Genomic DNA, 21,429 nt, shown 5'->3' with positions numbered 1-21,429 from the left:
AGGATGAACCTTAGCCGGTCTTTTTGGCGTAAAAGAGAGAGAAATATACTGGAAATATTTAACATAGAAAATTAAGGCAAAATGTTATTATATGGTATTGTTAAAAAATTTACTCCTCATGGCTGAATTATTAAAAATATACTTGATTTTAGATGGAATTTGTTGTATTATGGAAACAAGGAAGCTTCAGTATAAACTTGAAGTTGAAGATTAAAGATAGAATAATGAGCATTGTTCAAGCACTCAGTATTATATACAGTTTATGACGGACAAAAGCTTTGCTTTTCCTGAAGCAGGGCTTTATTTTTTTAGGAAAGGAGATGATTCCATTGGGCTAAGTATAAGTAAACACATGGCTGCTGGCAATTGGTTATATGTAATAAATCCCTTGCGTAAGTCAGTCTATTAATAAGGGGGAATGAGCTTTGATATGTCTACTCGCCAAAATATTATAAAGAAGTATATGTGCTGCTTTTTTGTTTTCCTTTTTAGTGTATTTTTGTGTTCAACGCTATCAGCATGCAATACAATTTCTACGCCACCAAATAGCACATCAAATTCACAGGCAAAGCCGATGCCGGAGATGAATGAACGAGTATCCAAATTTTTTCAGGAACACAATTTAACTTTAGCGGATAAACCCGGATGGGTTCCCAGCAAGATATTGGATTATAGCGATCGTACGGATGAAGAATTCAACAATAAATTAAAAAATAATATAACGGGCTATATTGTATCCATACACGATGATAAAATTAGTATAAATGAAGTTACTTGGATTTCTAATGTCAATGAGGATGGTGGTTTTAAGATAGTAGATTCATCTCCAGAGGTAATACAGTATCAGCTGGCACAAGATGTTGAAGTTTGGGTTCTTACTCAAATGGTGCATATTCAAATTCCATTGCAAGATTTAAAGTCATATATTGAGAAATATGAGTATACATTGTGGAATATTGGCGTGAAAGAAGGAAAAGTAATAACTTTAATAGAAAAGTATGTACCATAGATAAAATGCTGATTTACAATAATAAAGATATCAGGGATAAATTAATATTAAAAAAAGGAGTGATTTGGGAATGAGGAAGATTCGTATATTTGCAATGTTACTGATAGTAATTATGATGACTGTTATACCGTCAGAAATATCTTTAGCAGATCAAGTTTATTCAAAATATGTTTATTCTAATGATGACATCGGGTATATTGTTTATTCATATATTCCTTACGGGCAAAGTGATGATACATTGACTATCAACGAAAGAAAAGAGGATTTGGAGCCGTTGGGACCAAATAGTTTTGCTATTATGCCTGATGGTACTATATATATTTTGGATACTTTATCCGGGAAAATAAAACATTATACTAAGGAAGGTAAGTTTTTAGAGGCGATACAGCTACCTATAGATGTGTATGCTATTGACATGGAAATTACTGCTAACACCGTATATATATTGGGATTTGATGGTGAAATCTATGCTCGCGAATTAGATTCCTATAATTCCAGCGCAATGTGGAGTTTAAAAGGTAAATATCCCAGAGAAGACATTATAGCGCTGCAAGCAGAAAATGGTATGGTTTATGTTCGCTCATGGACGGGTAACGATAAAAATCTTAGTATACAAGATGAAACTGTTACACCTATCACAAAGAGTAATAAAGACAATGTTATCACCCTAAATAAGGCAGGTATATCATATAAGATCAATTATGTAGCACATCCTATAGGTACTTATATTGTTAAATCTGATGCTAACAAAACCTATATCATGGAACAAGAAGCATTATTGGGTTATTATCCATATGCAGAAACCCGCATTGGTCAGTATATCAATGGTGTAAAAGTGGCTACAGCCTTACCTATATCAACTGCTGACTATAAATACTCTATTCCATATAAAAAGCTGTACATTGCAGATGATGGAAATGTGTATCAAATGGTACCGGAGGAAAACGGAATAAAGATTTATATTGTCCCGTGGTTAAAGGGCGAGCGTACACGTATTACACCAGAAATGATCGCTTTGGATAAAAAACCGTGGCCAGAAACTGAGCCAATTGTTACTCCATTAACTGTAGGTGCTTCAGAAGCTTTAGATCGTGCTTATACTACTTGTTTTACTGGTTGGTGGTACAATGGTACTACACACCATACTCCAACAACACCAACTACGCAATCTCCAATACAACTTGGAACAACCCCAAAACAGGTAGCCGGTATTCCATATTGTTGGGGAGGCATGAATGGTTGGGATACTGGAACGTATACTGGTTCAACATTAGCATACATGATTAATTTTGATACAGCCTTAAGTAAGGGGCAGACGGCAGGAAATGTAAATACTTCAACAGACGGTTATGTTCCTGGAACAGCAGGATTGGATTGTAGTGGATTTATATCAGCGATGTTTAAATTCAATACAAAACTCAGCACAAGATCTATACCCAACTATTTTACTAAAATTACGTGGTCTCAAGTAGCACCTGGTGACATTGCTAATTATGCAGGTAAGCATGTGTTTATGATTAAATATAAATATACCAGTAATGGCGAGTTTTATATGATGAGTACGTATGAAAGCACGACACAGGGTTCATACCAGGGTACGACAATACTACATCGTTATCTAGCTGATGTTGTAAATGTTTATACCCCTTATAGAAAATAAGTTCAAATTTCACACATTGAAAGAGTAGGAACTAACCTAAGTCATGAAGGTGGAGATTACGCTTGTACTGCTACAAAAGTCTAGCAGTTAGTTTGGTCAATGAATCAAGAAGTTTTCACCTTTCTATCTCTAGGTGAATGGCAGTTGGCATACAGAGAGGCTGTCCAAAATTTTGTATATGATTGAATAATAAAAAGATCCTTTCTGATGACAATTGACAATATAAATCAGAAAGGAGAATTTTATTTATGAGCGTTTTATCTAAAGAAGTAGCAAAGAGAAAATAGTGTAATGAAAAATTTATTAAAATAGCAAACTTTTACTTGCTACAAACTAAGCTATAGGTATAATTTACATGATGGCCGCTTAGGTGTATAATATGATCGTGTATGCTGGCTTTTTCGGGAGGGAATAAGAGATGATATTCATCGGAATATTCGGTATACAGGACAAACAAAGGGTTATAAGGGAATACCCCAATGTCATATGCAAGTGTGGTAGCCTCTCGAGGGGCGAACTGATTGAGGAGTACACCTATTTTCACTTTTTCTTTATCCCGATATTTAGGTGGAACAAAAGGTACTACATGAGGTTCAGGTGCTGCAACAGGATTTTTAGGGTGCCGCCCGACTACGTAAACGAGTTGAAGGACAGCACCGATGTGGATGTAAACAGGCTTGAAGAGGTGCAGACCTATTTTGGCAATCAGTGTTCAAACTGTGGTGCGGTACTACATCGTTCTTTTGCATATTGCCCCTATTGCGGCCAAAAAATACATTAAAAAGGGATCGCACTGAATTAATTGATTTTTTATTAGATGAATATACGCCCAAAAGATGCATTAAAAAGGGAATCGCGCTTGCGATTCCCCCATCAAAAAATTTACCGTTCTCCTCCCAGGAAGAATATCGCTAATGTGCCAGGGCCTGAATGTGACCCTATCACAGGGCCTATTTGATTTATGATTATATCCTTTACCGGGAATTTTGAGCGTATTAGCTCCGCTACGTATTGGGCATCTTCCAATGAATCGCTGTGGCTTATAGCAACCACCTGCTGCTCTGGATTGACGATGTGCTCTTCCATTTTTTCCACCAGCGTACGAAGGGATTTCTTGCGCCCCTTTACTTTAAGTATGGGGACAAGACGACCCTCTCTGTCCACATGGAGCACGGGTTTAATATCCAGTATGTTGCCTATAAACGCAGCCGTCCCCGACAGCCTTCCGCCTCTCTTGAGGTATTGCAGGTCTTCTACAGTGAACCAATGGTGTATCTTCAATTTATTTTGCTCAACCCAGTTTATTATTTCCCCCTTGGAAGCACCCTGTTCCAGCATTTCCACGGCATAGTACACCACCAGCCCTTCGCCAAGAGATGCGCATTTAGTGTCAATGACGGTTATGTCGGCCTGCGGGTATTCCTCTATTATTATGTTTCGGGCTAAAAGTGCGTTGTTGTAGCTGCCGCTTAAAGCAGATGAAAAGCACAGGTATATTATCGATTTACCTTCAGATACGTATTTTCTGAAGGCCTCGGCGTAGGTTTGAGCGTTTACCTGGGAAGTGGTGGGAGCCTCTCCATCCCTCATGGCGTTGTAGAAATACCTGTGCGACACCGTTTGACCCAGGTCATCGGCGTATTCAGCGCCTTTGAAGTTGTATGTAAAATGTATGAGAGGAATGTTGTGCTGCTTGACGTATTCAAAGGGGAGGTCGCTGCACGTATCGGCAATGATAACGGTTTGCATGAGCCTTTTACCCCCTGTCCTTATATTTTATTATTAGCTGGTATTAACAACGAGGCTAATGTAGCATGTTTTCATTACAGATTTTGCCTGCTATTTTACTATACCATACAATGCTTTCTTTGTACAGTGGCACGGCTGCTTTTATTTTTAAATCAGGTCTTTGCGCTTTGTGTTTCATATTTCATCGAATGTTTTTTAGGATAAAATATCGATGTGGAGGCTTAAGCCTCCGCAAATGTCATTAGAAGTTGAAGGTGCTTAAAAGGTCATCAAAGGTGTCTCTTCTCCTTATCAGCACGTCATTACCGTTTTTGTCTATCAAAACTTCGGCCGGCCTTAAGCGGTTGTTGTAGTTGGACGCCATGGAATAGCCATAAGCCCCTGCATCCATAATGCCCACTATATAGCCTTCTTTGATGATTGGCAACAGCCTGTTTTTGGCAATTATATCACCGCTCTCGCAGATGTTGCCTACAACCGTGGTGTTCTGGTGTTCATTCGATTTGACGGACTGGCCGTTTTCATCATACACCTCCACATCATGGTGGGAGTTGTACATGGCGGGGCGGATGAGCACGTTGAATCCCAGGTCGGTTCCAACGTAAGTGGTATTATAGCCCTGCTTTACGGCATATACCGCGCCAAGCAGCACGCCGCATTCGGCAACGATGTACCTGCCCGGCTCTATCTGGAATGTGGGGTAAATACCGCGCTTTGCTGTCCAGCTGCCTATTATTTCGTCAAGCTGCTCCCCCAGGGCCTTAAGGTCAAGGCGCTTTTCTCCTTCCTGTTTGCGATAGGGGATGCCAAAGCCGCCTCCAAAGTCTATAAACTCCACCTCGTCAAAGTTTTCGGCGATGGAGAGGAGGGTTTTTGCGGCCTCAACGTACGGCGTTGGCTCCATAAACAATGAGCCTATATGCTGGTTTATGCCCACCAGCTTCAGGTTATGCTCCTTCAATATGCGCTTTACCTGGGGAATGAGATCAGGATATATCCCGAATTTTGTGTTGTTGCCGGCTGTCACCACCTTTTCGCTGTGGCCGGCGCCTATTCCGGGGTTTATGCGAATGGCCACCTTGCCGCCGGGGTTGAGGGTCCCGTACTGCTTGAGCTGCGATATCGAATCAACGCTTATGGTGACTCCTCTTTCTATGGCAAACTCCATCTCCTGAGGGGATACGTTGTTGCTGATATAGAAGATCTCTTGTGGCTTGAACCCCGCTTTCTGGAGGAAGAATATCTCTCCGGGGGATATGGCATCGGCGTGCAGGCCTTCCTCATGGATTATCTTTAGCAGGTGTATGTTGGAATTGGCCTTTGTTGAATAGCATACCCGGAACTTGGGATAAGAGACCAACTTTACCATTTCCCTGCAGCGTTCTCTCAGTATGTTTTCGTTGTATACGTAGAGCGGGCTTCCGTATTTTTCAAGAAGCCGCTTGGGATTGGTGTTTCCATAAAAACGGGTGTGTTCAGTGTAATAGCTCTCCATGTTTTTCCCTCCATAATGCAAGTTGGAAAAAGTCGATTTGCATTTTTAATGATAACACTATAACAAAAAATCTGACGGTTTGTCAACTTGCTTGTGTGTATGATGGAAATAAATTATAATTATTTTAAAGCGGATAAAGGGTAGTGGAACCAATAAAAGGACCAAATAATGAGGGGTGGAATCAGTTGAAGGCTGGTTACATGGAGATATTTGAGGACATAAAAAAAGGAAGGATCGACAGGTTGTATTTGTTTTACGGCCAGGAAGGGTATGTGAAGGAACAGGCGCTTTCACAGCTTTCACAGGCGCTGGTAGCTCTGGGGCTTAAGGACTTAAATTATCAGGTGCTGGATGGCGAGGCTGCCAGCACCGACGATATCATCAATGCCTGTGAGACCCTGCCGTTTATGTCGGATAGAAGGCTGGTGGTGGTAAAGGATTTGCCTGCCCTGCTGCAGGGAGGGCGCAGCAATATTGACGAGGACAGGCTCAAGAGCTATTTGCCCAGGATACCCTCCTCCACCTGCCTGGTTTTTTATTGCACTGAGGAGGTTAACAAGCGAAAGGGTTTATTCACCGCCGTAGATAAGGCGGGCAAGGTAATCGAGTTTGAGCTGCTGAAACCCGAGGAGATAGCGACATGGATAAGAAGCACGCTTAAGCGCCACGGGAAGCAGATGGAGCCGTCTGCTCTAAAGTATTACGTGAGTATTGCCGGTAACAGGCTGGAGGATATATACAACGACATTCAAAAGCTTATGGTATATATAGGCGATAGGGACGTGATAACCCGCGCTGACATCGATAAGGTAGTGACGCCTGCTGTGGAGTACACAGTATTCCAGCTGGTGGAGGCCATAGGCGTGAAAAAGGCCGACCAGGCTCTTGTGCTGCTTCACCAGCTTTTGGCCGAGGGTCAAAACATATTCGCATTGCTGGCGTTGATTGCCAGGCAGGTGCGCATAATATTTCAATGCAAGGGCCTTGCCGAAAAAGGGCTTTCGGCAGGAGAGATAGCGCAGAAACTGGGCCTTCATCCCTACGTCGTCAAAAAGGGGCTGGAGCAGAGCCGTTATTTCAGCATGGAACAGCTAAAGAGGGGGCTTAAGGAGTGCTTGAAGGTTGATTACGGCATAAAGAGCGGAAGAATACAACAGCGTCTGGGGATTGAAATGCTCATCATAAACATGTGCAAAAAATGAGCCAACCCTGCTTGCTGAGGCGATGGCTCAATCGTCATATTACAAAATTGCCGCCACAGTATCCCTCTTTTTGGCCGGGGATAAATGGCGGTTTTTGTGTTTTTGGCATTATACAATTCGGTTAAAGATCGAGTGGTTGCGTCGTTTATGGAAGGGATACTATATATCCCCCACAAATTTAAAGGATGAGTTCATGCCTTCAAGGGTGTACGGAAGTGGAGGATATTACTGTGCTGCTTGCTGCTGTGCCAATGCACGATTTAGACGGATAGCCAGTCTGGACTTTTTACGGTTGGCGGTATTTCTGTGAATAACGCCCTTTGAAACGGCCATATCGATCCTTTTGACCACTTGCGGGAACAGTGCTTTTGCACCGTCGATATCGCCGGCTTCTAGAGCCTTTTCAAATTTCTTGATCATGGTCTTGACGTTGGAGCGTATCATCTTGTTTCTGAGGGTACGCTTTTTTATGATCCTTATCCTTTTAAGGGCCGACTTGGTATTTGCCACCTATTTCACCTCCTTTACCAGTTTAACGGTAATTATTCTACCATGAGTGAAGCGCTAATGCAAGAATTAAGTTGGCACTAATTCTCTGTTGGCGTAAGCTGCGTGTAGCAGGGTATGTTTTGATTTTAGGGGTTCAGGTATAAAATCGAATCCTGATGATAAATTATAAGAAGTGAAAGAGAAGAGCTTGTTCTTTTTAGGTGACGGCTTGCTTGAAATTTTTCAAGACAGCTTTTTGCTTGAAAGTTTATCATTTTGAAAGGATGGTGGACAAGTGGGAAGCATACGTACCGATTTGGCGCTTGAAGCACGGGAGCTTTATCAGCAACAGAACAGAGGCCATATACCGGGAGTCAAGGTTGATGAGGAAGAGGTGGAAGGGGTAAAGATTTCACGGGTGCACATCATATCTCCTTTAGGGGAGGAAAGCCTGGGCAAACCCCAAGGAAACTATATAACTTTAGAAGCCCCCGATATAAAGAACAGGGACCCCGAGTTTCAGGAAACGCTTAGTAAACTCATGGCACAGGAGATAGGTAAACTGGTAAGCCTTAATAAGAAAAGTGTGACGCTTGTGGTGGGCCTGGGAAATTGGAACATAACTCCCGATTCGCTGGGACCCAAGGTTGTCGACAGGTTGCTGGTTACACGGCATATTCTGGAGTACATGCCTGACCAGGTGGATGACAGGTTGCGGCCGGTATGCGCTGTAGCTCCCGGCGTACTGGGTATAACCGGCATTGAAACCGGGGAAATAATAAAGGGCATTGTGGAGAAGATAAGGCCCGACCTGGTAATCGCCATAGATGCTCTGGCTTCGCGCAGGACCGACAGGATTGGAATGACAATACAGATTGCCGACACCGGTATAAGCCCTGGCTCGGGTATAGGCAACAAGCGGATGGGGCTTAACAAGGAGACGCTGGGCGTTCCCACCATCGCAATTGGCGTACCCACCGTCGTTTATGCATATACCATAGGGCGCGATTCCCTACAGATGCTGATAGACCAGTTTGCTGATCAGGCTACTCCGGGCAGCCAGTTTTATCAGATGCTCAAGCAAATGGACGAAGCCCAGCTGGATGCCTTGGTGCATCAGGTGGTAACGCGGGAGCTGGGGGATTTGGTGGTGACCCCCAAGGAGATAGACCTGCTGATAGACTATGTGGCCGATGTACTGGCCGATGGGCTCAACCTGGCCCTGCACGAAAACATGACCATAGAGGATATAAAGCATTTTATAAATTAAGATTAATGAAACGTGGCATATATGTTTTTGACGGCGAATATTTATATAAAGTATAAAAAGGTGAAAGAGGGATGTGGGGGATGGTACATATCCGGGTTATTAGAGCGAGAACTATTGTGTATTACGTCTTGGTGGCAGTGATCATAGGTTTAATAGCCTTTTTCGCCTATCAGCTAATAGCTAGGGTATGCAAGGGCAGCTTCTTTGCTCTGTTAAGCGATGGAAGCCCTGTGGGAGAGGGGCGTCAGCTGTATCTGAAGGTGCTCAATAAATTGAATGACCCACGAAACATCCTGACGTATCAGATGCCGTTTTTGAGCGGTATTTCGGCTGAAAAAGAAACTGCCGGAAAAGCTACTGTTGAAGCCAGCGTGTCCCGTGGAGAGCCCACACGGCATCAGACAGAACAAAATATCGATGCGCCGGAGGTTTTTTTAAAGCATGATCCGGATATGTCCGAGGAGATAAAGATAGAGATATCCAAGATAAAGGACGACCTGGGGACCATTACCCTGACAGGGGAAGGGCCTCAGATACTCATATATCATACCCATTCCCGTGAGGCATACAGGCCAGACCCCCAAAATCCCTATAAAGAAGTTGAGGCTTTTCGCAGCAACGACTTGAACTATACGGTGGTACAGGTAGGCGAGGAGCTGGCAAAGCACCTGCAGGCCAAGGGGATTCCTGTACTCCATGACCGTACCGAACACGAACAGGGTGACCATTCCACCGCCTATCAAAGGTCGCTGGAGACCATAAAAAAACGGATGGAGGAATATAAGTCATTGCAAATATTTATAGACTTGCACAGGAATGCATATCAGCCGGGAGCGAAAAATCCCGACGATGAGGTGGTGATTATAGACGGCCAAAGGGTTGCCAAGCTCTTTGTAGTCATCGGCACTGGCCAAGGGTATGTCGGCGGCTTTTCCGAAAAGCCAAACTGGAAGGAAAATTACAAGTTTGCTCTGCGGCTTACAAACAAGTTGAACGAACTGTATCCCGGCATAGCAAAGCCCGTTTATGTCAAGCCTTCAAGGTATAACCAGCACGTATCCACAAAAGCCATACTGATTGAGGTGGGCAGTAATTTGACCACGTTGGAGGAGGCCAAGCGGACCACCAAATACCTGGCTGAGGCCTTAAGCCAGATTATAGAGTGATTTCATGCAAGCCTGCATTTTATGCAGGCACATTTTATACTCAGGTACATCCTTTTTCTATTTTTTTTATGTTTCTCCAGGTTCCTTGCATCTTGACAGCTTCAAAGTTTCCGATTAGAAAATTTTTAAACATTCCTTTCAAAGTTCACTTTTTTATAATTGCATTTCAAAAGCGTGCGGTTAAACGTTTTCTTATAACGAGAAGAGTTTGTGTGTTGCTTTTTGATTTAGCATTTATTATATTATAATGGTAAGCAACAATTTGACGCAGAGCCAGGAAGTACGGAGGAGGAATAAAGTATACTATGCCCAATCCTAGACAAAGCAAAATACGAAATTTCTGTATAATTGCCCATATAGACCATGGAAAGTCGACCCTTGCTGATCGTTTGCTGGAGATGACCGGCACTTTGACTGAAAGGGAGATGCAGGATCAAGTACTGGATACAATGGAACTTGAACGGGAACGCGGCATTACCATTAAGGCCCAGGCTGTAAGGTTGGTGTACAAATACAAGGATGGGGAGGAGTATATATTAAACCTTATCGATACTCCGGGCCACGTGGACTTTACCTACGAGGTTTCCAAGAGCCTGGCAGCCTGTGAAGGGGCGTTGTTGGTGGTCGACGCATCCCAGGGTATACAGGCGCAAACCCTTGCCAACCTCTATCTGGCTTTGGAGCATGACCTGGAGATTATACCGGTCATCAACAAGATTGACCTTCCCAGCGCACGGCCTGACTGGGCAAAGGCGCAGATTGAAGAGGTGATCGGGCTGGACGCCGAAGATGCGCCGCTCATTTCGGCCAAAAACGGCATAGGCATAGAGGAAGTGCTGGACAGGATTATTGAAAGAATTCCGCCACCCGAAGGCGACGAGGACGCTCCTTTAAGGGCTTTGATATTCGATTCGTTTTACGATAACTATCGGGGGGTTATCGCATACGTCAGGATAAAAGAGGGTTCAGTAAGGCCGGGGCAGCGTATAATGATCATGTCCAATGGTAAGGAATTCGAGGTCACAGAGGTGGGCATATTCCGGCCGCATCTCGTTCCTGTAGATGAGCTCAGGGCAGGAGATGTAGGCTATATCGCTGCGGGGATAAAGAATGTAGGCGACACCCGGGTAGGGGATACCATAACCAGTGCGGACAGGCCCGCTTCTGAACCTCTTCCCGGGTACAAAAAGCTTCAGCCCATGGTTTACTGTGGCATTTACCCGGCCGATGGGGCAAAATACGAGGATTTAAAGGAGGCTTTGGCCAAGCTTCAGCTGAACGATGCATCGCTGGTGTTTGAACCGGAAACATCGGCGGCTTTGGGGTTTGGCTTCAGGTGTGGGTTCCTGGGCTTGCTGCATATGGAGATCATCCAGGAGCGGCTGGAGCGAGAGTATGACCTGGACCTGGTAACTACCGCTCCCAGCGTGGTGTACCGCGTATACAAGAAAAACGGCAAAATGGTGGAAGTCTCCAATCCGACCGAAATGCCGCCGCCTGCCGAGATAGACCACACGGAGGAGCCGGTGGTGAGGGCTCAAATCATAACCCCCACCGAGTATGTTGGAGACATTATGGAGCTGTGCCAGGAACGCCGCGGAGAGTACAGGCATATGGAATATCTGGAGAGCACAAGGGTGATGCTCACATACGAGCTACCGCTTAACGAGATTATATACGACTTTTTTGATGCGCTCAAGTCCAGGACAAAGGGATATGCATCGTTTGACTATGAGTTGATAGGATATAAGGAGTCGGACCTGGTTAAGCTGGACATCTTGCTCAACGGGCAGGTGGTGGATGCCCTTTCGGTCATAGTGCACAGGGATAAGGCCTATGCCAGGGGACGGGCCATTGTCCAAAAACTGAAGGAGGTCATACCGCGCCACCTATTTGAGATACCCATTCAGGCGGCTATTGGAAGCAGGGTTATAGCTCGCGAGACCATAAAGGCCTTGAGAAAAGATGTCCTTGCCAAGTGTTATGGCGGAGACGTCACCCGCAAGAAAAAGCTGCTGGAAAAGCAGAAGGAAGGCAAGAAGAGGATGCGCCAGGTCGGCTCTGTAGAGGTTCCTCAAGAGGCTTTCATGGCCGTGCTCAAGATAAATTAGAGAGAAGGGGAGCCATATGCGCCAGCTGGGGGTTTATATACACTTTCCGTTTTGCCTCAAGAAATGCCATTACTGCGATTTTCCGTCTTATCAGGGTATGCAGCGGTGGATGGAACCTTATCTTGAGGCCCTATTCAGGGAGATACTCGAATGGAAGGGTGAAGTTTGCGATTACGCCGTTAAAAGCATATATCTGGGTGGGGGAACCCCTACCCTTTTTTCTGGAAAGCAGATAGCCAGCGTGCTGGAGGTGTGCTTTAAAAGTTTCAATGTGCGGGGAGATGCAGAAATCACCATTGAAGCGAATCCTGGCACTGTTGACCGGGGCAAGCTGTCTGCGCTAAGGGGTGCCGGAGTGAATCGCTTGAGCATAGGATTGCAAGCGTGGCAGAATAAGCATTTGAGGTTTCTGGGGAGGATACACAGCAGCAGCGATTTTGTTCAAAGCGTGATGTACGCTAAAGAGGCAGGGTTTGAAAATATAAACGTGGATGTGATGTTTGGACTGCCCTATCAGACAGTTGAGGATTGGCTGGAGACCCTTGAGAAGGTGTGTTCACTTAAGATACAGCATATATCCATGTACAGCTTGAAGGTGGAGAGCGGTACCCCATTGCATATCTGGTATGAGCAGGGAAAGTTCCCGCTTCCCACTCAGGAAGAGGACAGACTTATGTATTACAAGGGCAGGGAGTACGTGAGCGGGTTTGGATTTAAACAGTACGAAATATCCAATTTCGCCATACCGGGTAAGGAATGTGTCCACAACCTTATATACTGGCACAACGAGGAGTATATAGGTTGCGGGAGTGGAGCGCATTCCTATTTTAATAATGAAAGGTTTTCAAATACCAGCGATGTAGAGGAGTATATACGGGCGGTGATGGATGGTACACAGAGGATAAACTACCGCGAGAAGATAGGGGAAGAGGATGAGCGCTTTGAAACCATAATGCTGGGCCTCCGCCTGGTAGAGGGCATAAGCAAACAGAGATTTAAGGCCAGGTTTGGCAGGGACATAGAGTTCTACTATGGTAAAACCATAAAAAAGCTGATGAAGCAGGGATTGTTGGTAGATGATGAAGTCTCCATTCGGCTTACCGAAAAGGGAATGGATGTCCAAAATGTCGTTTTGCTAGAATTTATGCAATAGGGCAAAAACCTATTGACAAACAATTGCTGAAGTGCTAACTTAAATATAGATTAGCACTCAACGGTTAAGAGTGCTAACAGAAAGAGGGTGATATCTATGCAACTGGGCAAGCGCAAGCTGCAGATACTGCAAGCGGTGATAGACGATTATATCTGTTCGGGAGAGCCGGTAGGCTCCAGAACGATAGCCAAAAAATACGGCATGGGTATCAGCCCTGCTACTATAAGGAACGAAATGTCTGATCTGGAAGAGATGGGGTACTTACATCAGCCGCACACGTCAGCAGGGCGTATCCCATCCGATAAGGCATACCGGCTGTACGTAGATAAATTGATGAAAACCAGGATGCTCACCGCTGCTGAAGCTGAATACATCAAGAAGATATACGAGCAGCGCACTGCTGAAATAGAGAAGGTCATAGAGCAGGTGGCCAAGGTACTGTCGGATATCACCAATTACACCTCGGTGGTGTTGGGGCCACAGCTCAATAAGGTACTGATAAAGCGCATTGAATTGATACCTGTGGATTGGCAATATGCTCTTTTGCTGGTGGTAACCTCTGCCGGTATAATAAAGGATACCATTATCCGGATACCAGCCGATGTCGATTCGGGATACCTGAATAGAGTTTCCAATATGCTTACGGTGCACTATCGCAACAAGACGTTTGCAGAGGTGGATATAAACTCCATCCAGGATGTGCAGAAGGAGATGATGAGACAGAAGGAGTTTTTCAACTCCTTGGTAGACGCTTTAACCGAGAGCATTGCTCAGAAGGAACAAACTGAGGTGTATCTGGGAGGTACCACAAATATATTCAATTTTCCGGAATACCGGGATATTATGAAGGCCAGGGCTTTCTTGAGCCTTATGGAGCAGAAGGATTTGCTGTACAGCCTTCTGAGCAAGTTCGATAAAAAAGGGGTGACCGTGGTTATAGGGACCGAGAACGAGTGCGAACAGATGAAGGAATGCAGCATAGTGATGACTACCTACAGCATAGGAGACAAGGTGCTGGGCACCATGGGACTTATAGGGCCTACCCGCATGGAATACTCCAAAGCAGTTTCGGTGGTCCGCTACGTGGGCGAGACGGTGAGCAAGTACTTGACTTCCCTTTTTGAGGAGTAATATAATTTTCACGCTATTTTCAAAATATCTTAAGGGCGGTGAATTTTTTAATGATGAATAACCAGGATTTGCCAAAAGAGGACCAATTGATGGATCAAGCCATCAATGAGAATGGGGATTTAAAGCAAAATGTCCAAGATGCTGTTCCCAGTGAAGGTGACCAGGGCGATAAGCCTTTAGAAGCGTGCAATGCTGGAGGAGAGGTAGAACAGCAACAGGAGGAGGGCTGTGTGCAGGATGAGCAGCCCATTCCTACTGTTGAGAGCCTGCAGCAGCAGCTTGAAAAGGTCATGCAGGAGAGAGACGAATACCTCTCGCTGGCTCAAAGGATTCAGGCTGATTTTGACAATTATAGAAAAAGGAACAAAAACGCTATAGCTGAAGCATATGATGCGGCAACTGCCGATGTTGTAAAGACGTTTTTACCCGTTTTGGATAACCTGGAAAGGGCTCTTGATTCGGCCAAGGGGAGTTCTTCACATGAAGCCATTGCCAAAGGCGTTGAAATGGTTGTGCGGCAGTTCAAGGATGTACTTAAGAAGCTGGGGGTGGAAGAGATAGATGCTCTGGGTAAGGCCTTTGACCCAGAGCTTCATGAGGCTGTCATGAGAGCCGAGGCCGAGGAAGGCGTTGAGGATAACACTGTGGTTGAAGTTTTTCAAAAAGGTTATAAATACAAAGATAGGGTAATACGCCACAGCATGGTCAAAGTGGCTGGAAAGCAATAATCCTTGAAATTTTAAATTGGAGGATAAAAGGAGGAATAAATATGGGAAAGGTGATTGGAATAGACCTTGGAACCACCAACTCGTGCGTTGCTGTCATGGAAGGCGGACAACCGGTGGTAATTCCCAATGCAGAGGGTGCCAGAGTGACTCCTTCTGTTGTAGCGTTTACCAAAACAGGGGAGCGCTTGGTGGGGCAGGTTGCCAAGCGGCAGGCCATAACCAACCCTGAGCGCACCGTAATCTCCATAAAAAGGCATATGGGCACCAATTACAGGGTTAAAATAGACGATAAGGAGTATTCGCCTGAGGAAATATCTGCAATGATACTCATGAAGCTGAAACAGGATGCAGAGGCCTATTTGGGTGAGAAGATAACCCAGGCCGTTATTACTGTACCGGCTTACTTTAACGACAGCCAGCGCCAGGCTACCAAGAATGCGGGAAGGATTGCCGGACTGGAGGTGCTCCGTATAATCAACGAGCCCACGGCTGCAGCTTTGGCATATGGTCTGGATAAAGAGGGCAACCAGAAGATACTGGTGTATGACTTGGGCGGTGGAACTTTTGACGTATCCATACTCGAAATCGGTGACGGCGTGTTTGAAGTGCTGGCTACCAGCGGTAACAACCGCCTGGGAGGAGATGACTTTGATCAGAGGATCATCGATTATATAGCCGACGAATTCATGAAGGAACACGGCATTGACCTGAGAAAGGATAGAATGGCTCTGCAGAGACTAAAGGAGGCGGCCGAAAAGGCAAAGATAGAGCTTTCCAGCACGCTTACCACCAACATAAATCTCCCGTTCATCACGGCCGATGCCTCGGGTCCCAAACACCTTGACATGACACTTACCAGGGCTAAGTTTGAGGAACTGACGGCTGACCTGGTAGAGATGACCATGGGTCCGCTGAGACAGGCCCTCAAGGATGCCGGGCTTACCCCCGACGATATCGACAAGGTAATCCTTGTGGGAGGTTCCACCAGGATTCCTGCGGTTCAGGAGGCTGTGAGAAAAGCCACTGGCAAGGAGCCTTACAAGGGAATCAATCCCGACGAGTGTGTGGCCATCGGCGCCGCTATCCAGGCAGCTGTTCTGGCGGGAGAGGTCAAGGACGTGCTATTGCTTGACGTTACGCCCCTTTCCCTGGGTATTGAGACGCTGGGTGGAGTATTTACCAAGATTATAGAGAGAAATACCACCATACCGACCAGGAAGAGCCAGATATTCACTACTGCTGCTGATGGTCAGACCAGCGTTGAGATACATGTGCTGCAGGGCGAAAGGGAGATGGCGGCTGACAACAAGACGCTTGGGCGCTTTATACTGGATGGAATACCGCCTGCTCCCAGAGGGGTACCTCAAATCGAGGTGACGTTTGACATAGACGCCAACGGCATCGTACATGTCTCTGCAAAGGACCTGGGTACAGGCAAGGAGCAAAAGATTACCATTACGGCAACTACTCACCTGTCTGAAGATGAGATCCAGCGGGCCATTAAGGATGCCGAAAAGTATGCCGAGGAAGACAAGAAGCGCAGGCAGCTGGTAGAGGCCAAGAACAACGCTGACTCCCTCATCTACAATACCGAGAAGACCATGAGGGAGATGGGGGATAAGATCAGCAAGGAAGATAAGGACAAGATCCAGAAGGAGATCGAGGCTACCAGAAAGGCCATAGAGAGCAATGACATCAATAAAATCAAGGCAGCTACAGAGAAGCTCACACAGGTCTCGTATGAAATATTCGGTAGGATATATCAGCAGCAGGCCAGAGCTGCCAGTGGGTCTTCCGGCCAGGATGCACCCGGCAAGGGAAAGGGAGCAAAGGATGACGATGTGGTAGATGCCGATTATGAAGTGATGGACGACAATAAATAATTGGTGTATAATAGTTTGTGTTCGCAAGCTGGAAAAAGCCAAAACCGTGACGGTTTTGGCTTTTTCCAGAATTCTTTTTTATTGCATTTGCGGTGTGAGGCATGGCGGGAAGGTGGTGAGTGGGCTTGGAAAAGAAGGACTACTATGAGATACTGGGAGTAGATCGCAACGCTACCGAGGAAGAGATCAAGAGAGCTTACAGAAATCTGGCAAAGAAGTACCATCCCGATTTGAATCCGGGTGATCCTGAAGCCGAAGCCAAGTTCAAGGAGATCAACGAGGCCTACAATGTGCTGATCAATCCCGAGACCCGTGCCCAGTATGACAGGTATGGCCATGAAGGGCCAACAGGGCAAGGGTTTGGCGGGTTTGATTTTGGCGGCATAGATGACATATTCGATATGTTCTTTGGGGATATCGGGTTTGGTACCTCCAGCAGGCGTCGAAGGAATGCGCCTGTACGGGGAGCTGATATCCGCTATGATCTGGATATATCCTTTGAGGAGGCAGCCTTTGGCACCAAGAAGGAGATAGAGGTTGCGCGCATGGAAACCTGTCCCGAATGCAAGGGCACAGGTGCAAAGAGCGGTACACAGCCTGTGACCTGTCCGGTATGTAAAGGAACGGGTGAGATCTCGTATTCACAGACTACAGCTTTTGGGCGCTTTGTAAATGTAAGGACATGTGACAGGTGCCATGGAGAGGGTACCATAATAGAGGAACCGTGCAAGCGCTGCAATGGCAGGAAGAAGATAAAGAGAATAAGGAAAATCAGCATAAATATCCCTGCCGGGATTGACAGCGGCCAGGTCATCACTTTAAGGGGAGAGGGTGAAGCAGGAGAGCGCGGTGGCCCACCGGGAGACCTGTACGTGTATATAACGGTGCGGCCTCACAAGATCTTCAAGCGGGAAGGATATGATGTGTACTGTGAGGTGCCCATAACTTTTGGGCAAGCAGCGCTGGGTGCAGAGATTGAGGTGCCCACCCTTGAGGGCAAGATGAAATACCGCATCCCTGAAGGTACACAGCCGGGCACGGTATTTCGCTTGAAAAATAAAGGCATCCCGCATTTGAGGGGTAGTGTGCGAGGAGACCTGTATGTGAAGGTAAACATAGAGGTGCCTAGGCGGCTTACCGAAAAGCAGAAGGAGCTCATAAGGCAGTTTGAGGAGCTGTGCAGGGAACACAGGGAGCAAGATGAGAAAAAATCTTTTTTCGATAAGATGAAAGACGCTTTTGGCGTTTAACTGGTTGTATAGCGGTTTATCATTTTCAATGAAGGCGGAGGGATGAGATATGAACTGGATAGAAATAAGCATAAAGGCGACTCATGAAGGGGTTGATGTGATGGCCCAGCCCCTGTATGAAGTGGGGGTTGAGGGGGTTGTGATCGAGGACCCCAGGGAGATTTCCGCCTTCGTTGAGGAAAATGCTGATTGGGAGCTGGTGGACGAGTCGATTTTGAAGGATTTAAACGATGAGGTGACCCTCAAGGGGTACCTGCCCAACGATGCCGAGTTTCACGACAAGCTCCAGTACATCAGGGAGAGGATAAAGTGGCTGAAGGAGCAGGACCTGGGCTTTGATGTGGGATCGGGCGAGCTGAGCCTTGCCAGCATGCACGAGGAGGACTGGGCAAACAGCTGGAAGAAGTATTTCAAGCCTGTTAAAATAGGCCAAAGGATTGTAGTCAAGCCCACGTGGGAAGAATACCGTTCTCAGGAAGGCGAGATAGTGCTGGAGCTCGACCCGGGCATGGCATTTGGAACGGGAACGCACCAGACCACCATCCTTTGTATACAGGAGCTTGAAAGACATGTTTTTCCTTCGAGCCGCGTGCTGGATGTCGGATGCGGGACGGGTATTCTGGCCATCGCTTCACTGCTTTTGGGGGCAGGGCATGCGGTGGCGGTGGACATTGATTCCAATGCCGTAAGGATTGCACGCCAAAACGCCATGCAAAATGGAGTGCTTTCCCGGATGGATGTGCTTCAGGGCAACCTGGTCGACAGGGTGGAAGGCAAATACGACCTGGTTGTGGCCAACATCATAGCCGATGCCATCATCGCACTCACCCGGCCGGTGAAGAACTTCTTGAACACCGGCGGAGTCTTTATAGCTTCGGGTATCATACTCGATCGGCTGGATGACGTGCTTGAAGCTATGAAAAGAGAAGGCTACAGGCAGATTGAACATCGTACCATGGATGACTGGGCGGTCGTGGTGGCCAGGCATGCATAGGTTTTTTATAGATAGAGAGCAAATCAGGCGAGATACGGTGATGATTGAGGGCGAGGATGCCGAGCACATCCACAGGGTGCTGCGCCTGCGCCGGGGAGATACTATAGAGCTGTGTGACGGCCAGGGGAACGACTATGAGGCCGTGATAAAGAGCGTGGGCAAAAATGGGGTTGAGGTTCATATAAAGAGGAACTTTCCCAGTCAGGGCGAACCCAGGGTCAAGGTAGTACTGTATCAGGCTATCCCCAAAAGCGCCAAGATGGACCTTATAATACAGAAGTGCGTGGAGCTGGGAGTGCATAGAATCGTCCCAGTGGTTACGGCAAGGACCATAGTCAAGTTAACTTCGACGGATGATGAGATTAAGAAGGTTTCTCGCTGGCAGAGGATTGCCAGAGAGGCGGCCAAGCAAAGCAGAAGGGGCATTATCCCAGAAGTATCGTTGCCTGTGCCGTTTAGCCGAGCGATACACCAGTCGCCTGAAATGCTTCGCATATTCCCTTGGGAAAACGAAAGGAAGGCGGGGCTTAAAAATCTTTTTGAATCCTCAAGCAGCTGGGGGGATGGCATAGCCATTATGGTAGGCCCCGAGGGTGGCTGGGAAGAGCAGGAGGTTGAAGCGGCAAGGGAAATGGGCTGGAATACCGTTTCCCTTGGGCCCAGGATATTGAGGACCGAAACGGTGGGAGTGGCTATATTATCTGCAATCATGTTTTATACAGGGGAGATGCAATGGACAACAGAGTAGAAAGAAAGAGCGTTGCTTTTTATACCTTGGGCTGCAAGGTCAATCAGTACGATACCCAGGCCATGATGGAGCAGTTTGAAAGCAGAGGGTATCACATAGTGGATTTCGATGAAAAGGCCGATGTGTACGTGGTCAATACCTGCACCGTGACCAACCTGGCTGATAGGAAGTCTAGACAGATGATACGCAAGGCGCACCGGACCAACCCTGATGCCGCCATTGTGGTGGTGGGCTGCTTTGCCCAGAGGTCGGCCGAGGAAGCTATGAAAATTCCAGGTGTCAAGCTGGTGCTGGGCACGCAGGATAGACACAGGATTGTGGACCTGGTGGAACAGGCGCAGTCCACCGAAGAAGTGGTGGTTGACGTCAAGGATATAATGAAGGCTAAAGAATTTGAGAGCACCCCGATAAGCTCATATGAGGGAAGGACCAGAGCCATTCTCAAGGTCCAGGAGGGCTGCAATCAGTTTTGCACTTACTGCATAATACCCTATACCCGCGGTCCCATAAGGAGCAGGCACCCACAGGAGGTGCTGGAAGAGGCGAGGCGTTTGGCTGAAGCCGGGTTTAAGGAAATAGTGCTGACGGGGATTCACCTGGCTTCGTACGGAATGGACCTCCGAAATGAACTGGAGGGCATCAGCCTGGTCTCCTTGCTTGAAGGTTTAAACTCAATAGAGGGGTTGGCGAGAATACGCTTGGGGTCAATTGAACCCAACTTTATAACCCCGGAATTTGTAGACGGCATTCAAAAATTCCGTAAGGTGTGCCGCCATTTCCATGTTCCCCTCCAGAGCGGCAGCGATACTGTACTCAAGAGGATGAACAGGCGGTACACCACAGAGCAGTACAGCCAGGCCATAGGCATGATACGGCAGAGTTTCCCCGATGCTGCCATAACCACCGATGTGATGGTGGGCTTCCCCGGGGAGACCGATGCTGAGTTTGAGGAAACCGTGAGCTTTGTACAGAAGATAGGGTTCAGCAGGCTGCACGTGTTCCAGTACTCCCGCAGGGAGGGAACCCCTGCGGCGAAATTCCCCAATCAGGTGCCGGCAAGGGTTAAAGAGGAGCGCAGCCGCATACTGATAGATGTGGGGCATCGGATGGCCCGGCGCTATATGGAGAGGTTTGTGGGCAGGGTTGAGGAAGTCTATTTTGAGCAGGAAAGCCCGTATGGGTCTCAAAGCTATGAGGGGTATACACAGCACTATATAAGGGTGGTGGCAAATAGCCAAGGGGATTTGAAGGGGCAAATCCTGAATGTGTTGCTTAAGGAAGTAAGGGATGATTACATGGTGGGTGAAGTATTGAGCGGGTGATGGCCGGTAAATTTGGGTATGACATACAGAATGCAAGGGATGAATTGATTGCGAATATGTGGTAAAATT

The 21,429-nt window shown here is 46.7% G+C and carries 18 protein-coding genes; 15 read left to right on the top strand and 3 right to left on the bottom strand.

Translation table 11 applies throughout. The annotated features are described in order from the left end of the window. The first annotated feature begins 418 nt into the window (after positions 1–418). The 3 genes from KVG29_RS01305 to KVG29_RS01295 all read left to right on the top strand — a co-directional run bounded on the left by KVG29_RS01305 (position 419) and on the right by KVG29_RS01295 (position 3,450). The gene (locus KVG29_RS01305; RefSeq protein ID WP_252225878.1) at positions 419–1,009 is read left to right on the top strand and encodes a hypothetical protein; all 591 of its coding nucleotides are present in this window, start codon (positions 419–421) and stop codon (positions 1,007–1,009) included. A 70-nt stretch (positions 1,010–1,079) separates the two neighbouring features. Continuing rightward, complete coding sequence (locus KVG29_RS01300; RefSeq protein ID WP_252225876.1) at positions 1,080–2,669, top strand: hypothetical protein; 1,590 nt, start codon at positions 1,080–1,082, stop codon at positions 2,667–2,669. Between the two features lie 418 nt (positions 2,670–3,087). Next, on the top strand, positions 3,088–3,450 hold the full coding sequence (locus KVG29_RS01295) for a zinc ribbon domain-containing protein (protein ID WP_252225874.1): 363 nt from the start codon (positions 3,088–3,090) through the stop codon (positions 3,448–3,450). A gap of 101 nt (positions 3,451–3,551) precedes the next feature. Here the strand turns inward: KVG29_RS01295 and KVG29_RS01290 are convergent, their stop codons facing one another. Together KVG29_RS01290 and lysA are read right to left on the bottom strand one after the other, a co-directional pair. Beyond that, the gene (locus tag KVG29_RS01290) at positions 3,552–4,418 is read right to left on the bottom strand and encodes a DegV family protein (RefSeq protein ID WP_252225872.1); all 867 of its coding nucleotides are present in this window, start codon (positions 4,416–4,418) and stop codon (positions 3,552–3,554) included. Positions 4,419–4,659: 241 nt separating this feature from the next. Continuing rightward, complete coding sequence (gene lysA, locus KVG29_RS01285) at positions 4,660–5,913, bottom strand: diaminopimelate decarboxylase (protein ID WP_252225870.1); 1,254 nt, start codon at positions 5,911–5,913, stop codon at positions 4,660–4,662. A gap of 185 nt (positions 5,914–6,098) precedes the next feature. Here lysA and holA point away from each other — a divergent pair, with 185 nt between their 5' ends. Beyond that, entirely contained in the window at positions 6,099–7,115 is a 1,017-nt protein-coding gene (holA, locus tag KVG29_RS01280; RefSeq protein WP_252225869.1) for a DNA polymerase III subunit delta, read from the top strand. Between the two features lie 225 nt (positions 7,116–7,340). Here the strand turns inward: holA and rpsT are convergent, their stop codons facing one another. Further along, positions 7,341–7,625 (bottom strand): 30S ribosomal protein S20, encoded by a 285-nt coding sequence (gene rpsT / locus KVG29_RS01275; protein WP_025747129.1) that lies wholly within the window; start codon positions 7,623–7,625, stop codon positions 7,341–7,343. 274 nt (positions 7,626–7,899) lie between these two features. Here rpsT and gpr point away from each other — a divergent pair, with 274 nt between their 5' ends. The 11 genes from gpr (at position 7,900) to mtaB (ending at position 21,360) form a co-directional block, all read left to right on the top strand. Then, positions 7,900–8,874 (top strand): GPR endopeptidase, encoded by a 975-nt coding sequence (gpr, locus tag KVG29_RS01270; protein WP_252225867.1) that lies wholly within the window; start codon positions 7,900–7,902, stop codon positions 8,872–8,874. Positions 8,875–8,945: 71 nt separating this feature from the next. Next, entirely contained in the window at positions 8,946–10,040 is a 1,095-nt protein-coding gene (spoIIP, locus tag KVG29_RS01265) for a stage II sporulation protein P (RefSeq protein ID WP_252225865.1), read from the top strand. Between the two features lie 305 nt (positions 10,041–10,345). After that, entirely contained in the window at positions 10,346–12,151 is a 1,806-nt protein-coding gene (gene lepA, locus KVG29_RS01260; RefSeq protein WP_252225863.1) for a translation elongation factor 4, read from the top strand. Between the two features lie 16 nt (positions 12,152–12,167). Then, entirely contained in the window at positions 12,168–13,304 is a 1,137-nt protein-coding gene (hemW, locus tag KVG29_RS01255) for a radical SAM family heme chaperone HemW (protein ID WP_252225861.1), read from the top strand. Between the two features lie 96 nt (positions 13,305–13,400). Beyond that, entirely contained in the window at positions 13,401–14,435 is a 1,035-nt protein-coding gene (gene hrcA / locus KVG29_RS01250; RefSeq protein WP_252225859.1) for a heat-inducible transcriptional repressor HrcA, read from the top strand. A 50-nt stretch (positions 14,436–14,485) separates the two neighbouring features. After that, on the top strand, positions 14,486–15,163 hold the full coding sequence (grpE, locus tag KVG29_RS01245; RefSeq protein WP_252225857.1) for a nucleotide exchange factor GrpE: 678 nt from the start codon (positions 14,486–14,488) through the stop codon (positions 15,161–15,163). Positions 15,164–15,204: 41 nt separating this feature from the next. Further along, on the top strand, positions 15,205–17,046 hold the full coding sequence (gene dnaK, locus KVG29_RS01240; protein WP_252225854.1) for a molecular chaperone DnaK: 1,842 nt from the start codon (positions 15,205–15,207) through the stop codon (positions 17,044–17,046). A 125-nt stretch (positions 17,047–17,171) separates the two neighbouring features. Beyond that, positions 17,172–18,296 (top strand): molecular chaperone DnaJ, encoded by a 1,125-nt coding sequence (gene dnaJ / locus KVG29_RS01235; RefSeq protein ID WP_252225852.1) that lies wholly within the window; start codon positions 17,172–17,174, stop codon positions 18,294–18,296. 49 nt (positions 18,297–18,345) lie between these two features. Next, positions 18,346–19,290, top strand: coding sequence for a 50S ribosomal protein L11 methyltransferase (gene prmA / locus KVG29_RS01230; protein WP_252225850.1), 945 nt, complete (start codon positions 18,346–18,348; stop codon positions 19,288–19,290). Continuing rightward, positions 19,283–20,038, top strand: coding sequence for a 16S rRNA (uracil(1498)-N(3))-methyltransferase (locus KVG29_RS01225; protein ID WP_252225848.1), 756 nt, complete (start codon positions 19,283–19,285; stop codon positions 20,036–20,038). The genes prmA and KVG29_RS01225 overlap by 8 nt, the downstream gene beginning before the upstream one ends. Next, positions 20,023–21,360, top strand: a complete 1,338-nt coding sequence (gene mtaB, locus KVG29_RS01220) for a tRNA (N(6)-L-threonylcarbamoyladenosine(37)-C(2))-methylthiotransferase MtaB (RefSeq protein ID WP_252225847.1) — start codon at positions 20,023–20,025, stop codon at positions 21,358–21,360. The genes KVG29_RS01225 and mtaB overlap by 16 nt, the downstream gene beginning before the upstream one ends. The last annotated feature ends 69 nt before the right edge of the window (positions 21,361–21,429 follow it).

Source organism: Caldicoprobacter algeriensis (genome assembly GCF_023838525.1).
Lineage (GTDB): Bacteria > Bacillota > Clostridia > Caldicoprobacterales > Caldicoprobacteraceae > Caldicoprobacter > Caldicoprobacter algeriensis.
This window is presented reverse-complemented; position numbering and strand designations above follow the sequence as displayed.

What these genes read in the sequence shown, in the direction of transcription:
- KVG29_RS01290 (WP_252225872.1), bottom strand. Translation starts at nt 4,418, where the DNA reads ATGCAAACCGTTATCATTGCCGATACGTGCAGCGACCTCCCCTTTGAA.
- hemW (WP_252225861.1), top strand. Translation starts at nt 12,168, where the DNA reads ATGCGCCAGCTGGGGGTTTATATACACTTTCCGTTTTGCCTCAAGAAA.
- grpE (WP_252225857.1), top strand. Translation starts at nt 14,486, where the DNA reads ATGATGAATAACCAGGATTTGCCAAAAGAGGACCAATTGATGGATCAA.
- prmA (WP_252225850.1), top strand. Translation starts at nt 18,346, where the DNA reads ATGAACTGGATAGAAATAAGCATAAAGGCGACTCATGAAGGGGTTGAT.
- KVG29_RS01300 (WP_252225876.1), top strand. Translation starts at nt 1,080, where the DNA reads ATGAGGAAGATTCGTATATTTGCAATGTTACTGATAGTAATTATGATG.
- lepA (WP_252225863.1), top strand. Translation starts at nt 10,346, where the DNA reads ATGCCCAATCCTAGACAAAGCAAAATACGAAATTTCTGTATAATTGCC.
- KVG29_RS01225 (WP_252225848.1), top strand. Translation starts at nt 19,283, where the DNA reads ATGCATAGGTTTTTTATAGATAGAGAGCAAATCAGGCGAGATACGGTG.
- spoIIP (WP_252225865.1), top strand. Translation starts at nt 8,946, where the DNA reads ATGTGGGGGATGGTACATATCCGGGTTATTAGAGCGAGAACTATTGTG.
- lysA (WP_252225870.1), bottom strand. Translation starts at nt 5,913, where the DNA reads ATGGAGAGCTATTACACTGAACACACCCGTTTTTATGGAAACACCAAT.
- dnaK (WP_252225854.1), top strand. Translation starts at nt 15,205, where the DNA reads ATGGGAAAGGTGATTGGAATAGACCTTGGAACCACCAACTCGTGCGTT.
- KVG29_RS01295 (WP_252225874.1), top strand. Translation starts at nt 3,088, where the DNA reads ATGATATTCATCGGAATATTCGGTATACAGGACAAACAAAGGGTTATA.
- mtaB (WP_252225847.1), top strand. Translation starts at nt 20,023, where the DNA reads ATGGACAACAGAGTAGAAAGAAAGAGCGTTGCTTTTTATACCTTGGGC.
- hrcA (WP_252225859.1), top strand. Translation starts at nt 13,401, where the DNA reads ATGCAACTGGGCAAGCGCAAGCTGCAGATACTGCAAGCGGTGATAGAC.
- KVG29_RS01305 (WP_252225878.1), top strand. Translation starts at nt 419, where the DNA reads ATGAGCTTTGATATGTCTACTCGCCAAAATATTATAAAGAAGTATATG.